Origin of the sequence: Chryseobacterium sp. HR92, assembly GCF_045689405.1 — a bacterium.
GTDB classification, from domain to species: Bacteria; Bacteroidota; Bacteroidia; order Flavobacteriales; family Weeksellaceae; genus Chryseobacterium; species Chryseobacterium viscerum_A.
The window spans coordinates 115,935-137,500 of record NZ_CP139139.1 but is presented as its reverse complement, the minus strand read 5'-3'; the positions used below and the strand labels follow the sequence as shown (position 1 = coordinate 137,500).

The window sequence follows — 21,566 nt, the reverse complement described above, 5'->3', positions numbered from 1 at the left end:
ACCTTGAAAAATGTCCGAAGAAAAGTCTATTTCTAAACCTGTCATTTCCCATTTAAGCCTTGGTAAGGTTCCTCGCGTATCATCGAATTAAACCACATAATCCACCGCTTGTGCGGGCCCCCGTCAATTCCTTTGAGTTTCATTCTTGCGAACGTACTCCCCAGGTGGCTAACTTATCACTTTCGCTTAGTCTCTGAATCCGAAAATCCAAAAACGAGTTAGCATCGTTTACGGCGTGGACTACCAGGGTATCTAATCCTGTTCGCTCCCCACGCTTTCGTCCATCAGCGTCAGTTGTTGCTTAGTAACCTGCCTTCGCAATTGGTGTTCTAAGTAATATCTATGCATTTCACCGCTACACTACTTATTCCAGCTACTTCAACAACACTCAAGACCTGCAGTATCAATGGCAGTTTCACAGTTAAGCTGTGAGATTTCACCACTGACTTACAGATCCGCCTACGGACCCTTTAAACCCAATAAATCCGGATAACGCTTGCACCCTCCGTATTACCGCGGCTGCTGGCACGGAGTTAGCCGGTGCTTATTCGTATAGTACCTTCAGCTACTCTCACGAGAGTAGGTTTATCCCTATACAAAAGAAGTTTACAACCCATAGGGCCGTCGTCCTTCACGCGGGATGGCTGGATCAGGCTCTCACCCATTGTCCAATATTCCTCACTGCTGCCTCCCGTAGGAGTCTGGTCCGTGTCTCAGTACCAGTGTGGGGGATCACCCTCTCAGGCCCCCTAAAGATCGTAGACTTGGTGAGCCGTTACCTCACCAACTATCTAATCTTGCGCGTGCCCATCTCTATCCACCGGAGTTTTCAATATCAAGTGATGCCACTTAATATATTATGGGGTATTAATCTCCCTTTCGAAAGGCTATCCCCCAGATAAAGGCAGGTTGCACACGTGTTCCGCACCCGTACGCCGCTCTCTCATTTCCGAAGAAACAATACCGCTCGGCTTGCATGTGTTAGGCCTCCCGCTAGCGTTCATCCTGAGCCAGGATCAAACTCTCCATTGTATGTTTGTCTGACTCACTCAAAGTTTCTTAACGCTTTAGTTTTTCCTTACTTGGTTGTTATATTGTATGTCAATGATCTTTATATCTTCCGCTTTTTAACGAAGCAATCTCTCTGTCAGTGTCGCTCCGTATTTGCGAGTGCAAAAGTAAAACTTTATTTTTAATTGACCAAATGTTTCTGAAGAAAATTTTAAAGTTTTTTAAGTAACCTTAATCTCTTCATTAACCTCAATCCATCAACTCCTGCGCTCCCTTTATTTGGGACTGCAAAGATACAAACTCTTTTTAATCTCACAACTTTTTTTGTCAAAAGTTTTTAAGTTTTTTTTGCTTGTTTCTTTTTGAAGTTTCTAATGTTCCTGCCTATCTAAAGGCTCTTCTGCGCTACTGTTATACTCTCGTTTTTCAGTGGGGCAAAGATAGAAACTTACTACACACTACGCAACTTTATTTAACATAAATATTACATTTTATTCATATTTAATCCTAATCACCTGGAACGCAGTGAGAAAAATTTTAAACATTTGTTTGGAGGGTTGGGTGAGTGGGTGGGAGGGTTGGAGAGTTGGGGCGTTGGAGAGGGGGTTCAAGTAATGAGTAATGAGTAATGAGTAATGAGTAATGAGTAATGGAAGGTATACATATATATAATAGTAAAGTTTTCTTAAAGCAGATTATTTAAGGTTGGGATAAAGCCCATTTATATTGAATATAGAGTTGAATAGATAAGGTTATTCTTTGTTGTGAGTATGGTAAACCGCAGATAACGCAGATTTGCACAGATGATGATGCATATTATAAATGGAGGGAAAGTTTTAATGATAGCGGGATAAAGTTCGTCTATTAAATATAATGAGGTCAGCATTTGTCATCTGAACCTTATAACTCGCAACCAGAAACCCGAAATTCATCATTCACCTCATCCCCTAGCCCTGATAGAAATGGCTACCCCGCAGTAAAGGTTGGAGTGTGAGTGGGGTTGAGCGTGGAAAAGCCACGGCGCGAGGAGTAGAAATGGAGAGCAGGATGAAGCTCTTTATAAAATTTATATCACATACTATATATAATATATATGATAAGTGTTGGAACAACTAGCAGTGGAAAGTTTATTAACGATAACAATATTGAAAATGGCTTCTTTTACTATTATAATGGATCAATCCAAATGCTGTAATCAATCAAACATTTTTAATTGCTGATCGCGGGTCCCGGTAAAATTAGCTGTTGAGAGTTTTGGAAATTCTTTACCGTCAAAAAATTTCTTTCGCCCAATCTTAAAAGTTGTGTGAATCATTTCAGCAATATTACCTTCTCCCCTTTGTCTTTCAAAATATCTTTTATCTCCAAGCTTCCCGCCGCGCATAGAACGGATGAGATTTAAAACTTTCTGCGCTCTGTCCGGAAAATGACTTTCTATCCAATTAACAAAAACGGGTTCAACAGTATCATTTAATCTCACCAGGGTATACCCGAATCCTAAAGCACCTGCTTCAGAGATGGCTTTTAATATATTCAGAGGTTCATCACTATTGAGTCCGGGAATAATGGGAGCAACCATCACGTGTACGGGGATTTTGTTTTCGGAGAGAATTTCTACGGCTTTTAATTTATTTTTTGCAGAACTCGTTCTGGGCTCCATCTTCCGTCTCAGTTCTTCATTAATGGTGGGAATGCTTAAAGAAACTGAAACCAGGTTCTGCTCCGCCATGGGTTTTAAAATATCAAGATCCCTTAATACCATTGCGTTTTTTGTCAGAATATTGATAGGATGTCTGTAATCAAGACAAACCTGCAGGAGCTTTCGGGTGATTTCAAATTGTCTTTCGGCGGGCTGATAGCAGTCTGTATTTCCGGATAGTAGAATCGGAGCTGCTTTATAAGCTCTTTTTTGAAAAAATTTTTCCAGTAATTCGGGAGCATTTTTCTTTACCATGATCTTTCTTTCAAAATCAATTCCGGCACTATATCCCCAATACTCATGGGTAGGTCTTGCAAAACAGTAAGAGCAGCCATGTTCACATCCCTGATAAGGATTCATAGAATATTCCATAGGAAGGTCTTCGCTCTTCACCTGATTCACAATTGTTTTGGGAAAAACTTCAGTGAAGGAGGTTTTTACTGCTTCGAAATCTTCGTCTTCAGGTTCATAGGTATACCTGTCGAAACGATTGATAACGTTTCGCTGAGCGCCCTGACCTTTTATGAAATTTTCGTTTTGCATTCCTGTGTAAAATTAAAATGGAATTTGCATAAAATAATGATTTTTAACATTAAAGTTTTCCACAAAAAAATCCAACACTTTCAAAAGCGTTGGATTTAACATAATTAAATATATTTTTTTACTACTTCAGTGCGTAAAATTCCACTCCGTGAGTTTCATCATCTTGATTTTTTTCATCAAAGTGTCTGTGATAATCCGAATAGGAATCACTATATTTTTTATCTTTTTTAGTCAATATTTTTTTTATGCTGATTAAACTTAATACTGCCAAAAGACCAACTCCTCCTGCCAGTAAAACTCCAACTTCTTTTTTCATATTTTCATTGATTTAATATTCTTACCATTGCAAAAAGTATACCTATTTTATTTTTTTAAATTATAAATTTTGTTAACATTAAACTTTATTTTTAGGAAAATTACAATCTGCTATTTTTCTTATATTTAAAGATTGCAATGGTTTAATTATTGTACTTAAAAACAAAAATATTATTATGGAAAATTCAGGGAATTTTGATGCAATGACAACCTTAAGTGAAGTCATGAAAACGCTTTCTGAAAGAGGAATACACAGAGAATTCAGAATGAACGAAAAATGTGAAATGAAGTTTGAAAATTCTGATAAAGTTTATCAGCCTGCAGAATTGGTGATATTAAAAACGTATCGTTTTGAAGGAGACAGCAATCCTGATGACAGCGCAGTGCTTTATGTAGTAAAAGATGGCGCCGGAAACCGTGGAATGATCATAGATTCTTATGGGGCAGACAGCAATTATCCAGGTGAAGAATTTGATAAATTTTTAAGAGATATTCCGATTCTGGAAAGTGACGAATTCAATTTTTAACTGAATCTACCTATATTTAATTTTTTAAACCATTAAGATCGTTTTAATTAAAAAGACATCGATCATCAATTAATGGTTCTATCTTAATGGTTTAAAGAATTATTCTTCAGATTTTTCCTTTTTCCTGAAAATATTGTTCAGAAAACCTTTCTTTTCTTTTTTTTCTCCTTCCGGTTCGGGAGTTTCTTTTTTATTTTTTATCTCCTGCTTTATTTCTTTTACAGACTGTTTCATTTCTTTCACAGAAGAAACTGCCTCTTTTACTTTTTTTTCTGTCTTATCTACATTTTTCCCAATAAGGGTTTTCTTTAATCCCTGCTCAATTCCTTTCCAGAACAGATTAAAGAAAGATTTTGTTGGATCACGCTCTACATTTTCTACGGTAACAGCATCGGGAAAACTACCTGAATTTGATTTTATAAAGACGTTGGCAACGGCCGTCAGAAAACCTTTTTTCTCATGATTGTTCTTGTTGAGTACGGCAATTTTCAGATCTTTATGTTTAAGATTAAAGATTCCGTGTAATCCGGCAGGATTTCCTTTAAAATTAAAGAGCATTTCCTGAATGGTCCCTGCGGTAGCAGTCACATGAAGGTAAGGTCTGATAAACGGATTAATACCACTGGCCGGGAGATTGGTGGTTTTTCCGGAAATTGCAAAATTATCGTTACGATCAGCAACATCGAAGTTCCAGTTTACGGAAAGCGGCGAAAGGTTCATGAAGGAACAATTGATTTTAATGTCTACTTTTGTAGGTTTCCCTTTTATTTTAGCAGAATTCAGGTTTCTGACATTCATATTAAAGTTATTGAAGATCAGTTTTCCGGGTCCCATACTTTCCGGAGTATCTTCTTCGTATACTAATACTGAGTTTTTCAGATCGAGCGTATTAATCGTCATCGGAATTTTAATGGAACGCAGCATTTTGGAATACAGAGCTTTTTCTTTTGGATCGTCTTTCGGAATTTTGCTTCTGAAAATATTAGCATCTGCCGACTGGATCGTGACATGAGAAGCATTTATCGTTTTATGATGAGAAAACAGCTCCCAGTTTCCTTCTGCTGTTATTTGCCCGGCTTTTATATCGTACAAATCTCTTTCAACGGGTATCATTTTGATAAACTGTGCTCTCGAAACAAGAGGTTTCATTGAAAAATTATTGATCTGAATCTTATTTTTATTAAGCTTCAGCAGCCCTAAATTCATATTGTAGAACTGTGTTTTATAAGCAAAGTTTCGGGTGGTGAGATAATAATCTTTAACCTTAAAAGATAATCCTTGTTGATTTAGCTTGGGTGATAATTCAATATTATTAAATGTGGCGTTTAAATCATGAAAAGCCAGTGGCTCTTTTCCATTATCATAAATGATATTTGAATTTCTCAAAGACATCTTCCTTACAATAACAGACTGTATAATCCCTGGCTCAGAAGTTTTATTTTGTTTCTTCTCCCCTGCTTTGAACGCTCCGTTTACATTATCAACAAGAACATCTTTAATATCCAGATTGAGTTTTTTATCAACGAATTCCAGCTTATTAATGTTAAAAGCAATATGATCTGTTTTTAAATTAATTGCTGTTTTTCCAGTTTGGGAAGAACCTGGTGTCAATACCATGTCCAGAATTTCACCATTTGTAGGTTTCAGGGCAAGACTCCTTATTGCAATATTCTGATGATTAGAATATACTATATCTCTTCCTGATAACAGAAAATCTTTATATCCAATAGGAATGACCTGTTCTGAACTTTCCTTATCAAACTTAAGCTGATTAATATTTAAGTTAAGGTTTCCGACAGACAAGAGTTTATTGCCATCCGGTTTATTGATCTGAACTACGGCATTATTGAGTCTAAAAGTATTTAAATCAACCTCAAAATTGGAGTTTTTATCACTTTTTTTCAATTTTACTCCTGTGTTGTAAACTGTGAAAACAGGATTTTGAAAGTCAGCATTGGCAAGTGATACTTTATTCTTAGCCAAAACCACATCTTTGAATTCCATTTTTGGGATACTCAATTCAAATAATCGGGGCTTTTTAGGATAAAACTTTTTAAACTGAGCAAAAGAAAGAAGCGGAGTCAGTCTGAAGTTTTCAACCAACACCTGCCCATCACTTGTATTGATATTATTAATGGTAACAGCATAAGTTCCATCGGGACGGAAAAAGAATTTCTCTCCTTTAATACTGTATCGGTCGAAAACGACAGGAAGCTTATTTTCAACTGATTCTTCCGTCATCTGTAAGTTTTCTACAAACAGATCCAGGTGCTGTACGGATAAAAATTTCTGTTTGGTATGTTTGAAAACAGCAATTTTCCCATCGTTGATCCTGATATTTTCAAACAAAAACGGGTTTCTCTTTTTTCCTGTTTTACGATCAACAGGTTTCGCGAGAATGACATTTAAATCAGGTTTATCCAACAACAGATCTGAGGAGCTGATTCTTTTATTAAAAATAGCATCGTAAATCCCAAAACGGCTTATTTTCAGGGTATCAATAGTTCCCTGCAGTCCAATAACTTCTGTGTTTTGAGGATCTTTACTGTTGACTGAAATTCCCGAAGCAAAGATGTTTCCGGTTCCTAAATCTACATCAAGAGTTTTATAAGAAACTTTATAGTTGGTATTCTTTTTTATGTACTCCGGAAGTTGGGTTTTAAGCCATATATTCAGTCCAAAATTCGCAGCAAGAAGAATTCCCGCCAGAATTCCGAAACTTATCAATAGTCTTTTAACCCATTTTCCCATATTTTGTGATTCGGTTTTATATTACATTGATCAATTTTTTACTTCAAAATCAATCACATATCCTTCATGTCCTCTAACATTAATGAAATTTCCTCCTTCAAATCCCAGGTACTGTCCTTTGATACCTGTAAGCTTTCCTGTAAATTCAGGTTTTTTGTCTAATGTAAATGAAGAGACTTTTTCCGGTTTCTCAAAAGGATAATCGAACATCCACAGTTCTTCTCCTTCCCGGTAGAACTTCTGAAAATCTTCAGGAAAGTGTTCTTTGATCTTCTGTCTGAAGTCTGCAAGGTCTATTTCTCCTTCAAAATCATCCTGCAACATCTTTCTCCAATTGGTTTTATCTGCCAGATGTTCTTTTAAAGCCACTTCTATCATTCCTGCTTCGTATCGGTTCTCTGTTCTTGCAATGGGTAATGCAAAAGTTGCCCCCTGATCAATCCATCTTGTTGGAATCTGAGTATTTCTTGTTACGCCTACTTTTACATCTCCGGTATAAGCCAGATACACGGTGTGCGGCTGAAGCTGAATTTGTTTTTCAACCTCCAGATCTCGTTCTGCAACTCCTAAATGCGCTGTAGAAAGCTCCGGACGGATAATGGTATCACTTGCATAAGGACTTTCAAAAAAACAGTTTTTGCAGAATCCCATTCTGTAAATAGGCTTATTTTCTCCACAGTTTACACATTGGAATCCGGTGTGCCTGATACTTAACTCTTTTCCAATCAGCTCATTCATATGGATAAGATCTCCTGAAAGATTGAGATAGTATTGGATTGGCTTTGCATCGTAGCTTGTCATTTTTAAAATTTGCCCTTGAAACTGCATATTATATTTATATTACTTTTTTAAGTAAATTTAATGATTATATTTTTCAAAAAGTAAAATTTATATTTTTGTACTAATAAAAAATACAAATGGTTTATCTTGTAACAGGCGGTAGTGGGTTCATCGGATCTCATTTAATTGAACGATTATTAAGAAATGGACATTCTGTCATAAACATTGACAATTTTGATGATTTCTATAACTATCAGGTGAAAATTAAAAATACTTTAGAGTCAATTGGTAAAATTTCGGATTTTGAATACTCAGACAAAGAGACTGATCTCCGTCATTTAATTTCACTCACTCATTCTGACCAATATTCCCTCTATTGGCAGGATATCCGCGACCAAAAAGGTCTTGAAAACATCTTTAAAAACCACCATATCGACATGGTGATTCATCTGGCTGCGCTTGCCGGTGTACGCCCTTCCATTGAACGTCCTTTAGAATATGAAGAAGTCAATGTAAGAGGTACTATGAATCTTTGGGAATTGTGTAAGGATTTTAATATTAAAAAATTTATTTGTGCATCTTCCTCAAGTGTTTACGGAAACAATGAAAAGGTTCCTTTTGCAGAAACAGATAATGTAGACAATCCTATATCACCTTATGCATCCACTAAAAAAAGTGGAGAAATCATAGGACATGTGTATCACAATCTATACCATATAGATATGATCCAGCTTAGGTTCTTTACAGTATATGGACCAAGACAGAGACCTGATCTCGCAATACACAAGTTTGTAAAACTTATTTCAGAAAATCAGGAAATCCCTTTCTATGGTGACGGAAATACCGCCAGAGATTATACATATATAGATGACATTATTGACGGTATTACGAAGTCTATCCTTTATCTGGAAAACAATTCCGGGGTTTATGAAGTGCTTAATCTCGGAGAAAACCAGGTGGTCACTTTATCAGAGATGGTTTCTACTATAGAAAATGTACTGGGGAAAACTGCCATTAAAAAAATTCTGCCAATGCAGCCGGGAGATGTCACAAAAACGAATGCAGATATTACAAAAGCAAAGGATTTAATAGGGTATAAACCTGCCACAGACTTCCAAAATGGCATAAAAAAATTTGTGGAATGGTTTTTGAGAAAACGACATTAAGTAAATTGCTGACATAGCTGCCAGTTAGTTTGTGACAGCCATTTATAAGAAAAAATTATAAAAAGAATTGAAAATCAAGTATAAAAAAGTTTATTATACAACCTATTTTTATACTTTTGCAAAAAATTAGAAAATTATGTACTGGACATTAGAATTAGCTTCATATTTAAGTGACGCACCCTGGCCAATGACAAAAGCAGAGCTTATTGACTACGCAATCAGAACTGGTGCACCTATGGAGGTAGTAGAAAACCTTCAGGCAATCGAAGACGAAGGGGAAATTTATGAATCTATCGAAGAAGTATGGAGTGACTACCCTACTGACGAGGATTTCCTTTGGAACGAGGACGAATATTAATAAAGCGATAAGCTTTAGGCTGCGTGCTTAGAGCTTTTTTGCCCTTTTTATATATTAATTTACACGATAAGCGTGTCATTTAAAACGCTTAAAGCATCTTGCATTAAGCATAAAGCAAAAAATTTATGAGTTTTTTAAACAAAGTTCTTAAAGGGTTTTTGGGAGACAAAAAAGCGCAGGACCTAAAAGAAGTAAAAAAAGTTGTAACAAAAATCAAGGCTGTAGAACCTAACATCCAACAATTGTCAGATGATGGGTTGAGACAAAAAACGGCTGAGTTTAAAGAGAATATAAAATCTGCAACCAGCAAGATCACAGCTCAAATAGAACAGATAAAAGAGCAGATAAAAAATTCAACCAATGTTGATGAAAAAGAAGCTCTTTTTTCAAAAATTGAGTCTCTAAAGAAAGAATCATACGAAATTGAAGAGAAAGTTCTTGTTCAGGTTCTTCCCGAAGCTTTTGCATTGATCAAAGAAACGGCAAGAAGATGGGCACAGAATGGAGAAATCCGTGTAACAGCAAGTGACTGGGACAGAGAACTGGCTGCTGCAGGAAAAGATTTTGTGAGCATTCAGGGAGACACAGCTGTTTGGAAAAACTCATGGGACGCTGCCGGAACTCCTGTAGTTTGGGATATGGTCCACTATGATGTTCAGTTTATCGGAGGGGTTATTCTTCACAGTGGTAAAATTGCCGAGATGGCAACCGGTGAAGGTAAAACTTTGGTAGGAACATTACCTATTTACTTAAATTCACTTCCTGAAAGAGGAGTACACGTTGTAACCGTGAACGACTATCTTGCAAAAAGAGACTCCGCGTGGATGGGTCCTCTTTATCAGTTCCACGGAATGTCTATCGACTGTATCGACAACCACCAGCCGAACTCAGACGGAAGAAGAAAAGCATACAACTCAGATATTACTTACGGAACCAACAATGAATTTGGTTTCGATTACCTGAGAGATAACATGGTAACTTCACCTTCAGAATTGGTACAAAGAGAATTGAACTTTGCTATTGTGGATGAAGTTGACTCTGTATTGGTAGATGATGCAAGAACACCATTGATCATTTCCGGTCCGGTTCCTCAGGGAGACAGACAGGAGTTTGATGTTCTTAAACCTTCTATTGACAGAATTGTTGAAGTACAAAAGAAAACCGTTTCTGCTATTTTCAACGAAGCGAAAAAATTAATCGCTGCAGGAAATACAAAAGAAGGTGGGTTTAAATTGCTTCAGGCGTACAGAGGTCTTCCAAAAAACAGACAATTAATCAAATTCTTATCGGAAAGCGGAAACAGAGCATTGCTTCAAAAAGTTGAATCGCAGTATATGCAGGACAACAACCGTGACATGCCGATCGTAGATAAAGATCTTTACTTCGTTATCGAAGAGAAAAACAACCAGGTGGATCTTACCGATAAAGGTGTTGAGTATATGTCTCAAGGAAATTCTGATACTAACTTCTTCGTTCTTCCTGATATCGGGACTGAAATTGCTGAAGTAGAAGCTAAAAATCTTTCTAAAGAAGAGGAATTTGAAGCTAAAGAAAGACTTTTTGCTGACTTTGCTGAAAAATCTGAACGTGTTCATACTATGAGCCAGCTATTGAAAGCATACACATTATTTGAAAAAGATGATGAGTATGTAGTAATTGATGGTGAAGTAAAAATTGTTGATGAGCAGACAGGACGTATCATGGAGGGTCGTCGTTATTCAGATGGTCTTCACCAGGCAATCGAAGCGAAAGAGAGCGTAAAAATTGAGGCTGCTACTCAAACTTTTGCTACCATCACGCTTCAGAACTATTTCCGTATGTACAACAAACTTGCGGGGATGACTGGTACAGCTGAAACTGAGGCGGGTGAACTTTGGGAAATCTACAAATTAGATGTAGTGGTTATCCCAACAAACCGTCCAATTTTAAGAAATGACAAACAGGATTTAGTTTTCAAAACTAACAGAGAAAAATATAATGCTGTAATTGAAGAAGTAGAAAAATTAACAGAAGCAAAAAGACCTGTATTGGTAGGAACAACTTCTGTTGAAATTTCCCAATTGCTTTCAAAAGCACTTCAGTTAAGAAAAATTCCTCACCAGGTCCTGAATGCGAAGCTTCACAAGAAAGAAGCCGAGATTGTGGCAGGAGCAGGACAGCCGGGAGTTGTAACCATTGCAACGAACATGGCGGGTCGTGGTACGGATATTAAGCTTTCTAAGGAAGTAAAAGAAGCTGGAGGTTTAGCGATCATCGGTACTGAAAGACATGATTCAAGACGTGTTGACAGACAGCTTAGAGGTAGAGCAGGACGTCAGGGAGACCCTGGAAGTTCTCAGTTCTATGTATCTCTTGAAGATAACCTGATGCGTTTGTTCGGTTCTGAAAGAATTGCTAAAATGATGGACAGAATGGGTCATAAAGAAGGTGAAGTAATTCAGCACTCTATGATCAGCAAGTCTATTGAAAGAGCTCAGAAGAAAGTAGAAGAAAACAACTTCGGAACAAGAAAGAGACTTCTTGAGTATGATGACGTAATGAACAAACAACGTGACGTAATCTACAAGAGAAGAAAGAATGCCCTGTTCGGAGATCACTTGAAATATGACATTACGAATATGATTTTCGATGTTGCTAATTCTATCGTTGCGAAAGGAAAAGCTTCAGGAAGTTATAAAGATTTTGAATACGAAATCATTAAAACATTTACAATGGAATCTCCGGTTTCCCAAAGTGATTTTAATAATAAAAATGTTCAGGATCTGACGAATATTTTATTCAATGCAGCTCAGGAAGATTATAGAATGAAATTGAATCTATTGAAAGAAAAATCTTTCCCAATCATTGAGAATGTATACCAAAATCAAGGTTCAATGTTCAAAATGATCCAGGTTCCTTTCACAGACGGACATAAAACAATGACTATTGTAGCTGATCTTAAAGAAGCTTATGATACTCAGTGTGAAAGTTTGGTGAACGATTTTGAAAAGAATATCACATTATCAATTATTGATGAAAACTGGAAGCTTCACCTTCGTGAGATGGACGACTTAAGAAGATCATCACAGGGAGCTGTTTACGAGCAGAAAGATCCGCTTGTAATCTATAAACAGGAATCTTTCCACCTATTCAGTGAAATGATTGACAAACTAAACAAAGAAATTATTTCTTTCTTATACAAAGGAGAAATTCCAGCTTAAGAAAAATTTAATAATATCATCTAAAAACCGCTCTGGCATTGACCATAGCGGTTTTTTGTTATTCAGTATATAATAATTTTATGATAAATATCAATCTTATTATTTATTTAGAACAGTTAAAAATAATATATTTGCAGAAAATTTGACTTTCATGAAAAATGTACTGATCTGTGCTTCTGCACTGGGAACAATGCTGGTTTCTGCCCAAAAAAAAGATTCATTAACCACTAAAAGCATTGACGAAGTAGTTATCAATACATATGTTAAGAAAGACAGTGATTATTCCAACAAAATGCCTCTGAAAGCTATAGAAGATCCACAAGTATATTCTTCTATTGACAAAGGTGTATTAGAAAATCAATTGCTATTTACCGTAGATGATGCTTTCAGGAATGTGGCGGGTGCACAGAAAATGTGGAGCGCTACAAACAGAGCTGGAGATGGAGGGATCTACCTTAACTTAAGAGGTTTTGTTGCAGGAAACTCTATAAGAAATGGTATGGTAGCTCCTATTACAACTTCAATGGATGCAATCAATGTAGAAAGAATTGAAGTGTTGAAAGGACCTTCTGCTACATTATTCGGAAGTAATGTGACGTCTTACGGAGGTGTTATCAACAGAGTTACTAAAAAGCCTTTTGAAACTTTTGCAGGTGCTGTTTCTCTGGCAGGTGGAAGTTATAACTACTACAGAGTACAGGCAGACGTTAATGCTCCGCTTACGAAAGATAAAAAACTATTATTCAGATTAAATACAGCTTATACTAATCAGGGAACTTTCCAGAGAACCAATGCAAAGAATTCTTTCTATGCATTTACCCCATCCATTACTTACCGTCCTACAGATAATTTAGAGATCAATGCTGAACTGGAAATGTTTGAAACCAATTCATATCCTGAAACCGCTTTCTTCTTTTATTATCCGAGCTCACAACTGGGTGCAGACAGCATGGACAAACTGGAAAAATTAGGCTATAACTACAAACAGTCTTACACTGGAGAAGGTCTTAAAACTGTTGGTAAAGCAAGAAACTTCTTTGGACAGGTTAATTATAAGATTAATGAGCATATCAAATCCTCTACGAATGTAAGTACTTCTTATTCTTACTCAGACGGGTTTAACCCCTATTTCTATTTTGCTCCAAACCCAGCTAATAGTTCAGAAATTGGGGTAGCAAGAGCTGACCAATCAACCAAAGACAGCAAAAGAACGTATTTCCAGGTTCAGCAGAACTTCAATTTTGATTTCAATATCGGAAGCGTAAGAAACAGAACAGTTGCCGGTTTTGATTATATGAGAATGAATGATAATCAGTATTTTCTGTTTACAGATTTTGACTGGGTACCATTTAATGCCACAGATTATTCCAATATGAATGGCCAGACATTGGGTGCAAAATACACAGCACTACAAAGCGGGCCTGATTTTGAGAAAAACAATACTTATATAAGCAGAGGAAAAAAAGATATTTACAGTGGTTATATTTCCAATGTCATCACTCCTGTAGAAGGACTTAATATTCTTACTTCTGTACGATACGAAAGTGTAAATTTTAAAGGAGGGCAAACCGGACAAAAATTGACTGATTCATATAGCCAGGGAGCATGGTCTCCAAAATTCGGAGTTGTTTATCAGATTCTTCCTGAGAAATTATCCGTATTCGGAAACTACCAGAACAGTTTTTCAGTAAATGGATATTATACTTCGGATAAAACAGGGAATGTAACCCTTTCAACACCTGAAAGAGCCAATCAGTTTGAAGGAGGTATCAAAACCAATCTTATCAAAGGAAGAATTACTACAACTTTAAGCTATTATAATATTCAGGTAAAAAATACACTTCTTAATACTGGTGAAATGACAGGAACAGGACAGGCTGTACAAAATCAGGCTGGTTTATTAAGAAGCCAGGGAGTAGAATTGGAAGCAAATGCTTATCTGATCAAAGGATTCTCTGTAATTGCCGGAGTAAGCTACAACGATATGAAATATACAGAAGCTGATGAAACGGTAATCGGAAGAAGGCCTGCTACGGCATCATCTCCATGGTTGGTTAACTTCAATGCGAGCTACCAATTCCTTGACGGGAAATTAAAAGGACTTGGATTCGGGGTTGGAGGAAACTATGCGAGTGATAACAAGATTGTCAACTCAACTTCAATGGGAACTTTCATCCTTCCAAAATACCTGGTATTGAATGCTAACGCGTTTTATGATACTAAAAAATTCAGAATCGGTGTGAAAGTAGACAACTTTACCAACGAACATTACTGGAGCGGATATACAACTGCTAATGCCCAGGCACTAGCCAACGTATTAGGAAGCTTCACTTATAAATTTTAAACTGTTAGAGTAAAATTACTCCCCTTATAAACAATGAAAAGAATAACAATAGGAGCTGCATTATTAACTTCCATGTTCAATTTTGCACAGGAAAAAAAAGACACCATCAAATCCAACGATATTGAAGAAGTAGTTGTTAACGGAAGATATTATCAGAAGTACAAGCTGAATGAGGTTTCCGGTTCATTAAGAATTCAGACGCCTATTCTTGAGCTTCCTCAGAATGTACAGTCTGTAAGCTCTCAGGTTCTTGCGGACCAGCTTACCCTGAATATGTCCGAAGGAATTGTCCGTAACGTAAGTGGGGCAAGAAAAGTAGAACACTGGGATAATGTGTATTCCAATGTCTTCATGAGAGGAGCCAGCATTGCTACTTTTATGAACGGAATGAATGTTTCGTCTACATGGGGACCTATCAACCCTGATGCCTCTATTATTGACCGAATAGAGTTTGTAAAAGGTCCTGCCGGATTTATGGGCTCTATGGGAGATCCTGCCGGATTTTATAATGTAGTTACAAAAAAACCTACCGGAAAATTCGCCAACAGTGTGCGTTTCACCACAGGAAGCTATAACCTTTTCAGAGGGGAAGCAGATCTTGACGGAGTTCTTGTGAAAGACGGAGTTCTAGACTACCGTATCAATTTAATGGGAAGCTCTAATAAATCATGGGTGGAAAATGATAAAACAAGCAAAATCATTGTTGCCCCTTCCATTACTTTCAGACCTACAAAGACTACTACATTTACAGCACAGTATAACTATCAGTACTTAAAATTCAATCAGCCGGGAGCATACCTGATGTCTAATGACGGATATGCTTCACTGAATGTACATACCAACTTTAATGATCCGAACTTCAAGAAAACTGAAGTAAAAGATCAGAGTTTATTCTTAAGTTTAGACCAGAAGCTTTTCAAAGACTGGGTTTGGAGTACTCAATATGCTTATATGGACCTGGACTATGACGGAGGTTCATGGTGGGGAACATTTGATCCTAGTAATAAAGATGTTTTAAACCGAACATTAAGCAACTGGCAGGCAAAAGGAAAAAATCACATTTTCCAGACGTATGTAAGAGGTAAGCTTAACACAGGAAACATTGTACATAAAATTATTGCCGGATTCGATTATGGAGACAGGAAGTATAATGCAGACTTTTCATCTTTTGCCGGAGGACCATTCCCTATTAATATTTATAATGTAAATTATGGAGTAGATCCTTCAAAACTTCCTTCTTCTGATTTTTATACATTAAACACTTCTGCTCCGTTTTATAACGATCAGGGCGTAAAATATACTTCATATTATGCTCAGGATCAGATTGAAATGTTTAATAATAAGTTAAGATTAACATTAGCAGGAAGATATACAAGCGGTAAAACTTATTCTTCATACCCTAACCTAAGCCCAGGTACTCCTATCGTACCGGATGAAGCAGGAGAATTTACCCCAAGAGTAGGAATTAGTTATTCTATTAATGAAAACTTCTCTGCTTACGGGATCTATGACAAAACCTTCGTACCACAATCCGGAACAGGAATTCATCAGACATTGATTACAGATCCTTTCAGAGGACAAAATATTGAATTCGGGTTGAAAAAAGACTGGTTCGGAGGAAAATGGAACTCTACTTTTGCAGTTTACGAAATCAGAAGACAAAATATTCTTGTTGCAGGAAATTCAAACGAAAACAATGGAGCTCCTTTCCAGGTTGCCACAGGTGAACAAAGAGCAAGAGGTTTTGAAACTGATATCAAAGGAGAAATCATCAAAGGGTTGAATATTATCATCAACTATGCTTATACAGATGCAAAAACCGTTAAAGACACAGATCCTACAAGAATTGGAATCCAGTCTCCGGGGAATGCTAAAAATGTACAAAATACATGGATCAACTATAGGTTTGAAAATGGTCTTATGAAAGGATTCGGTATTTCAGCAGGTTATCAGTATCAGGGAGGAAGACAATCATGGTACGGAGTAAGTGCCGCAAAAGATCAGAGCCTTCCGGATTATTTTGATACCAACTTCGGGGTTTCTTATGTTGCTAAGAAATTCGATGTCAATCTAATGTTGAATAATGTCCTTAACAGAAAATTGTACAGTGGTTACAGAGGAGATGCCGGCGAATATGCATGGATCTATAATGCTCCGCGTAACTGGAGACTATCAATAGGATATAAATTTTAAAAATTCAAAGGTTAGCCCCTCATGGGGTTAACTTTTTGCTATGAGAAAAAAGCATCACCATAAAAAGAAAGCTCCTTCAAAAAAGTGGTCTGCCAAACTCCATTTGTGGTTTGGTTTATCTGTTGGTTTCATCGTATTTATAGTCTCTCTTTCAGGGACTTTATATGTTTTTAAGGATGAAATACAGAATAGCCTGCGTAAAGAAGCCATTTATCTGAAGAAAGAAGATGTTGGAAAAAAGCCACTGTCTATTAATCTGCTTCGTGAAAAAGTATCGCTGGAACTTAATGAGAAGGAGCCTATAAGCGCGGTGGAAATTCCTTTAGATAAAACCAAATCCTATCAGTTTGAGTACTATGATAAAAGCAAAAAGGGATGGAACTATTTTCAGCAGGTACGCATCAACAAACTGGTGTATGTGAATCAGTACACCGGACAAATCCTTGCTGTTTACAATGAGAAATATGATATCTTCAGTATTCTGAAATATATCCACTGGGGACTTCTTCTTAACTCAGAATGGGGCCCATATACCGTAGGAATTCCAACCGTACTTTTCATCGTTATGCTGATAACAGGAATTATTTTATGGTGGCCTAAAAATAAAAATGCCAGAAAAGGACGTTTTTGGTTCAATTGGGAAAATGTAAAAAACTGGAAACGTAAAAACTATGATCTCCATAATATATTAGGATTTTATGCATCATTTATTGCTTTGTTATTAAGTATTACAGGGCTTTATTTTGCCTATCCCTATGTAAAAAATACATTTACGTTTGCTTTATCCGGCTCATGGGAGCTTCCAAAAGAAAAAGAAAGAAAATCTCCGGACTCTCTGATGGCAAAGAATGAAGCTGTTTTTGATCTGGCTACGGCACAGACTGAAAAACTGTATGCAAAATCATCCAGCTTCAGAATTACCCTAAACGGAAAGAATAAAAAAGGAAAAGAACTGAAAAACCTTCCGGTAACAGTGTACGGAATGGATGGAAGATACAGTGAAAGAAATATCCTGACATTCGACAAATACTCCGGAAAACTACTGGCCAACAAACCTCATCACAATCTCAGTACTGCCGAGAAATACTCCAACGCCAATTATGATATCCATACCGGATCCTACTTCGGAATCATTGGAAAAATCATCTGGTTTATTGCCGGCCTCACATGTACATCACTCCCTGTAACCGGATTCCTGGTTTGGTGGGGAAAAAGAAAGAAAAAAGGAAAGAAAATATAATGAAAAAAGCGCTTTTATCAGCTGCCTGCTTAGGAACTACTACCGTTTTTGCTCAGGTAAAGGATAGTTTACAAACTAAAAATGTAGACGAGGTTGTCATGACCGCCTCCAGAAAAAAGGAAAACATAAAAGAGGTTCCAAGCTCCATCACAGTGGTAGGAGAAAAACAGATTCAATCTCAGCTGACTGTTAACTCAGATATTACAAGCATCCTGCAGTATACCGTTCCCAGTTTAGGAACCAACTCCGGGCAGACTTCCAATTCCGGACAGACTTTAAGAGGGCGCCAGGTTTTGGTTTTGATTGATGGAATTCCACAGTCTACCCCGCTTCGTAACGGAGCAAGAGATTTGAGGACTATAGACCCTTCAGCCATCGAAAGAATTGAAGTAATCAAAGGAGCATCATCCATCTATGGTAACGGAGCAGACGGGGGAATCATCAATTATATTACAAAAAGAAACAAAACAGATAAAAAGATTTCCGGAGCTTCACAGATTGGCTTTACAGGACAGCCTTACGGTGGTACTTTAGGAGTAAGAGCCAGCCAGCTTTTATCCGGAAAGATCAATAAATTTGATTATACCCTTTCATTAGCCTACGAAAGAACAGGATATACAAAAGATGGAGATGGCATTTTGATAAGCCCAACCTACAGTATTGCCAAGATGGATAACTATAACGGATTGCTGAAAGTAGGTTATGACATCAACGAAAATCAAAGAATTGAAGCATCTTACATCGGGTATTCTTCAAGATCAGATCTGAATGTAGGATTAAAAACAGGAAAATACGGCATCACTCCTACTATTGGTGAAGGAGTTGGAAAAGGATTGGAAACGACCCCTCAGGGAACTCCGAAAAATCACAACATCAGAGTGAGCTATGACAATAAGAATCTGTTTACGGGAACTTCTTTAAACATTAATCTTTATTATCAGGATTTTAAAACCGTTTACGGATACAGCGACACCTTCTTCAACGGAGGGCAGTCCAATGTTATTTCCCAGAAAAAAGGAGCAAGATTCAATTTGGACACCCAACTATGGAATTCCCCAAACTCACAAGGTGAAATCATCTATGGAGCTGACATTCTGAATGATGAAACTGTACAAAAGCTGGAAGATGGACGTTTCTGGACTCCCAATATGAGTATGACCAATATTGCCCCTTTTATATTGGCAAAAATTGATCTTTTCAAAAAACTGACGATCAAAGGAGGTCTTCGCTATGAAAATATCAAAGTGAATGTAGATGACTTCAATACACTTTCTACCCTTAAAAGTGACGGGACATTTACTAATAGTATTCCGGTTGCAGGTGGAAAGTTAAGCTATAATGCCTTAGTGGGAAATATTGGAATACGTTATAATATTGAGCCTTATATCAACCTTTTCGGAAGCTTCTCTCAGGCCTACTCTATCAATGAATTAGGAAGAATTTTAAGAACCTCAACTTCTGAAACCATCAATAGCCTGGAAACGAAACCCATTATCGTCAACAACTACGAATTGGGAGCTACAGGACAGCTTTCCAGCTGGTTGAATTATGAATTAACCTCTTATGTGAGTACATCGAAGTTAGGAGCATCATTCGTGCAAAGTCCGGACAGAGCATTAATGATTCAGAGATCACCGGAAATTGTATATGGAGTGGAAGGGTTTTTACACTTTACTCCTGCAAAATGGATTCAGTTTGGTGGAAGCTACAGCTGGATGGAAGGAATTACCTCTGTAAAAGATGACGGTGATTACTCTACAAAGATCAACAACAGCAGAATTTCAGCACCAAAAGTATTGGCTTATGTTCAGGCAAGACCTGTTCCTGCTCTATCCGTTGGTTTTGATATGCTCCACTCTTTCCAGCAAAACAGATTCGAGCCTAATGCTAAAACAGGATTGTATGCTTACGGCGAAGGATATGTTCCTGAATATACTGTCTTTAATTTCAAATCAAGCTATGAAGTTAACCATAACTGGAGAGTATCATTAGGTATTGAAAACCTTTTCAACAAAGTATATCAACCCGCTATTTCATGGTGGACGGCACGAGACAGTGATTTCACCAATGCTCTTGGATTGAGAGGGACATTCATGATTGAATATAAATTTTAATTAAACTAAATAAAAAGTAAAACATATCTTTGTTTTACTTTTAGCTGCATATGAAGAAAAATCATCATCATAAAAAGAAACCCGGATTCTTTAAAAAATGGTCTGCCAAGCTGCATCTTTGGTTCGGATTGGGAATAGGTTTTCTGATCTTTATTATCTCTATCACCGGAGCATTATACGTTTTTAAGGATGAAGTGGAAAACATCACCCGAAAAGATGTTATCTACCACCATGAGCAGAATATTGAGCAGAAACAGGTACTTCCTATCAGAGTGATGGAAAAGGCTGTGGCAGAACAGGTAAAAGAGAAATATCCGATTCACTGGGTCAATGTTCCTATTGACAAAAAGATGTCCTATATGTTCTTCTGGTATGAACATAATACGGACGCCTGGAATTATTTTGATGAATTTCCTATCTATAAACAGGCTTATGTAAATCCATACACAGGAAAAGTACTAAGAGTTTATGATGAAAAGAACGGGTTCTTCAATATCGTAAAAATGATCCACTGGAGCTACCTTTTAAAACAGGATTGGGGAACGTATGTAGTAGGAATTCCGGTTATTATTTTTATCATTATGCTGATTTCAGGGATCATCCTTTGGTGGCCCAAGAACAAAGCAGCAAGAAAACAGCGTTTTGCCTTCAAATGGAAAAATATTAAAAGCTGGAAGCGCAAAAACTATGACCTTCATAATGTATTGGGTTTTTATGCTTCTGTTTTTGCTTTGATCTTCTCAATTACAGGACTTTTCTATGCTTTTTTTGTCGTTCAGGCGATGATCTATGTAATTTTCTCAGGAGGAGAAACCAAGTACCCGGACTTTTCCCATATTAAAACAAAGGCTCCTATCGAGCTGAGAACAGAGAGAACACTGGATAAAATCATTAATACAGTACAGACAAAATATCCTGATTCCTATGGGTTCGCTATAGATCTAGGCCATCCACATATGGATGATCATGAACACCCCAACTTTGAGGTATATGTGAAACATCTCTCTTATTCTTATCATAAAAGCAGCAGCTTAATCTTTGATGAAAATTCGGGAGAGCTTCTTCACACTCATGATCCAAAGGACAAAAATTTTGGAGAAAAAACAGTAAGCGCCAATTATGATATCCATGTAGGAGCTATTTTAGGTCTTCCTACCAAGATCATTGCCTTTATCGTAAGCCTTATATGTGCTTCTCTTCCGGTTACCGGATTTATGATCTGGTGGGGAAGAAAAAAGAAAAAAACGTTAAAAACAGCTTAACATATTAAATAAAATCCGGTTAATAATCCATTAATACAATCTTTTTTATAATTTTAGCCCTTA

General features: G+C 37.0%; 13 protein-coding genes and 1 rRNA gene (1 of these 14 only partly in view). 9 read left to right on the top strand and 5 right to left on the bottom strand.

Annotated features, from left to right (window positions below):
* From SFA27_RS00645 to SFA27_RS00635, 3 genes are all read right to left on the bottom strand, one after another.
* Nucleotides 1-1,032 (bottom strand): 16S ribosomal RNA (locus tag SFA27_RS00645) (it extends 485 nt beyond the left edge of the window).
* Between the two features lie 1,174 nt (nucleotides 1,033-2,206).
* Nucleotides 2,207-3,253, bottom strand: coding sequence for a PA0069 family radical SAM protein (locus SFA27_RS00640; protein WP_407295462.1), 1,047 nt, complete (start codon nucleotides 3,251-3,253; stop codon nucleotides 2,207-2,209).
* Nucleotides 3,254-3,374: 121 nt separating this feature from the next.
* A complete protein-coding gene (locus SFA27_RS00635) occupies nucleotides 3,375-3,569 on the bottom strand; it encodes a hypothetical protein (RefSeq protein ID WP_047378034.1) in 195 nt (64 codons plus the stop codon).
* Nucleotides 3,570-3,744: 175 nt separating this feature from the next.
* Here SFA27_RS00635 and SFA27_RS00630 point away from each other — a divergent pair, with 175 nt between their 5' ends.
* Nucleotides 3,745-4,095: a hypothetical protein gene (locus SFA27_RS00630; RefSeq protein ID WP_047378033.1), complete on the top strand. Its 351-nt coding sequence runs from the start codon at nucleotides 3,745-3,747 to the stop codon at nucleotides 4,093-4,095.
* Between the two features lie 99 nt (nucleotides 4,096-4,194).
* Here the strand turns inward: SFA27_RS00630 and SFA27_RS00625 are convergent, their stop codons facing one another.
* A complete protein-coding gene (locus SFA27_RS00625) occupies nucleotides 4,195-6,846 on the bottom strand; it encodes a hypothetical protein (protein ID WP_407295460.1) in 2,652 nt (883 codons plus the stop codon).
* A gap of 30 nt (nucleotides 6,847-6,876) precedes the next feature.
* Nucleotides 6,877-7,674 carry a DUF2797 domain-containing protein gene (locus SFA27_RS00620; protein WP_047378031.1) on the bottom strand — a complete coding sequence of 266 codons (798 nt, stop codon included), beginning with the start codon at nucleotides 7,672-7,674 and terminating at the stop codon, nucleotides 6,877-6,879.
* 89 nt (nucleotides 7,675-7,763) lie between these two features.
* Between SFA27_RS00620 and SFA27_RS00615 the strand changes: the two genes are divergently transcribed.
* From SFA27_RS00615 to SFA27_RS00580, 8 genes are all read left to right on the top strand, one after another.
* Nucleotides 7,764-8,792 (top strand): GDP-mannose 4,6-dehydratase, encoded by a 1,029-nt coding sequence (locus SFA27_RS00615; RefSeq protein WP_407295457.1) that lies wholly within the window; start codon nucleotides 7,764-7,766, stop codon nucleotides 8,790-8,792.
* Between the two features lie 136 nt (nucleotides 8,793-8,928).
* Nucleotides 8,929-9,150 carry a DUF2795 domain-containing protein gene (locus SFA27_RS00610; protein WP_002662059.1) on the top strand — a complete coding sequence of 74 codons (222 nt, stop codon included), beginning with the start codon at nucleotides 8,929-8,931 and terminating at the stop codon, nucleotides 9,148-9,150.
* Nucleotides 9,151-9,275: 125 nt separating this feature from the next.
* Nucleotides 9,276-12,350 (top strand): preprotein translocase subunit SecA, encoded by a 3,075-nt coding sequence (secA, locus tag SFA27_RS00605; protein WP_047378029.1) that lies wholly within the window; start codon nucleotides 9,276-9,278, stop codon nucleotides 12,348-12,350.
* Between the two features lie 151 nt (nucleotides 12,351-12,501).
* Entirely contained in the window at nucleotides 12,502-14,694 is a 2,193-nt protein-coding gene (locus SFA27_RS00600; protein ID WP_407295453.1) for a TonB-dependent siderophore receptor, read from the top strand.
* A 33-nt stretch (nucleotides 14,695-14,727) separates the two neighbouring features.
* A complete protein-coding gene (locus SFA27_RS00595) occupies nucleotides 14,728-16,887 on the top strand; it encodes a TonB-dependent siderophore receptor (RefSeq protein WP_407295451.1) in 2,160 nt (719 codons plus the stop codon).
* A 40-nt stretch (nucleotides 16,888-16,927) separates the two neighbouring features.
* Nucleotides 16,928-18,127, top strand: coding sequence for a PepSY-associated TM helix domain-containing protein (locus SFA27_RS00590; protein ID WP_407295448.1), 1,200 nt, complete (start codon nucleotides 16,928-16,930; stop codon nucleotides 18,125-18,127).
* Nucleotides 18,127-20,241 (top strand): TonB-dependent receptor, encoded by a 2,115-nt coding sequence (locus tag SFA27_RS00585; RefSeq protein ID WP_407295445.1) that lies wholly within the window; start codon nucleotides 18,127-18,129, stop codon nucleotides 20,239-20,241. The genes SFA27_RS00590 and SFA27_RS00585 overlap by 1 nt, the downstream gene beginning before the upstream one ends.
* A 50-nt stretch (nucleotides 20,242-20,291) precedes the next feature.
* On the top strand, nucleotides 20,292-21,503 hold the full coding sequence (locus SFA27_RS00580) for a PepSY-associated TM helix domain-containing protein (RefSeq protein WP_407295442.1): 1,212 nt from the start codon (nucleotides 20,292-20,294) through the stop codon (nucleotides 21,501-21,503).
* The last annotated feature ends 63 nt before the right edge of the window (nucleotides 21,504-21,566 follow it).

Coding starts and splice junctions, on each gene's coding strand:
- SFA27_RS00640 (WP_407295462.1), bottom strand. CDS start 3,253: ATGCAAAACGAAAATTTCATAAAAGGTCAGGGCGCTCAGCGAAACGTT.
- SFA27_RS00635 (WP_047378034.1), bottom strand. CDS start 3,569: ATGAAAAAAGAAGTTGGAGTTTTACTGGCAGGAGGAGTTGGTCTTTTG.
- SFA27_RS00630 (WP_047378033.1), top strand. CDS start 3,745: ATGGAAAATTCAGGGAATTTTGATGCAATGACAACCTTAAGTGAAGTC.
- SFA27_RS00625 (WP_407295460.1), bottom strand. CDS start 6,846: ATGGGAAAATGGGTTAAAAGACTATTGATAAGTTTCGGAATTCTGGCG.
- SFA27_RS00620 (WP_047378031.1), bottom strand. CDS start 7,674: ATGCAGTTTCAAGGGCAAATTTTAAAAATGACAAGCTACGATGCAAAG.
- SFA27_RS00615 (WP_407295457.1), top strand. CDS start 7,764: ATGGTTTATCTTGTAACAGGCGGTAGTGGGTTCATCGGATCTCATTTA.
- SFA27_RS00610 (WP_002662059.1), top strand. CDS start 8,929: ATGTACTGGACATTAGAATTAGCTTCATATTTAAGTGACGCACCCTGG.
- secA (WP_047378029.1), top strand. CDS start 9,276: ATGAGTTTTTTAAACAAAGTTCTTAAAGGGTTTTTGGGAGACAAAAAA.
- SFA27_RS00600 (WP_407295453.1), top strand. CDS start 12,502: ATGAAAAATGTACTGATCTGTGCTTCTGCACTGGGAACAATGCTGGTT.
- SFA27_RS00595 (WP_407295451.1), top strand. CDS start 14,728: ATGAAAAGAATAACAATAGGAGCTGCATTATTAACTTCCATGTTCAAT.
- SFA27_RS00590 (WP_407295448.1), top strand. CDS start 16,928: ATGAGAAAAAAGCATCACCATAAAAAGAAAGCTCCTTCAAAAAAGTGG.
- SFA27_RS00585 (WP_407295445.1), top strand. CDS start 18,127: ATGAAAAAAGCGCTTTTATCAGCTGCCTGCTTAGGAACTACTACCGTT.
- SFA27_RS00580 (WP_407295442.1), top strand. CDS start 20,292: ATGAAGAAAAATCATCATCATAAAAAGAAACCCGGATTCTTTAAAAAA.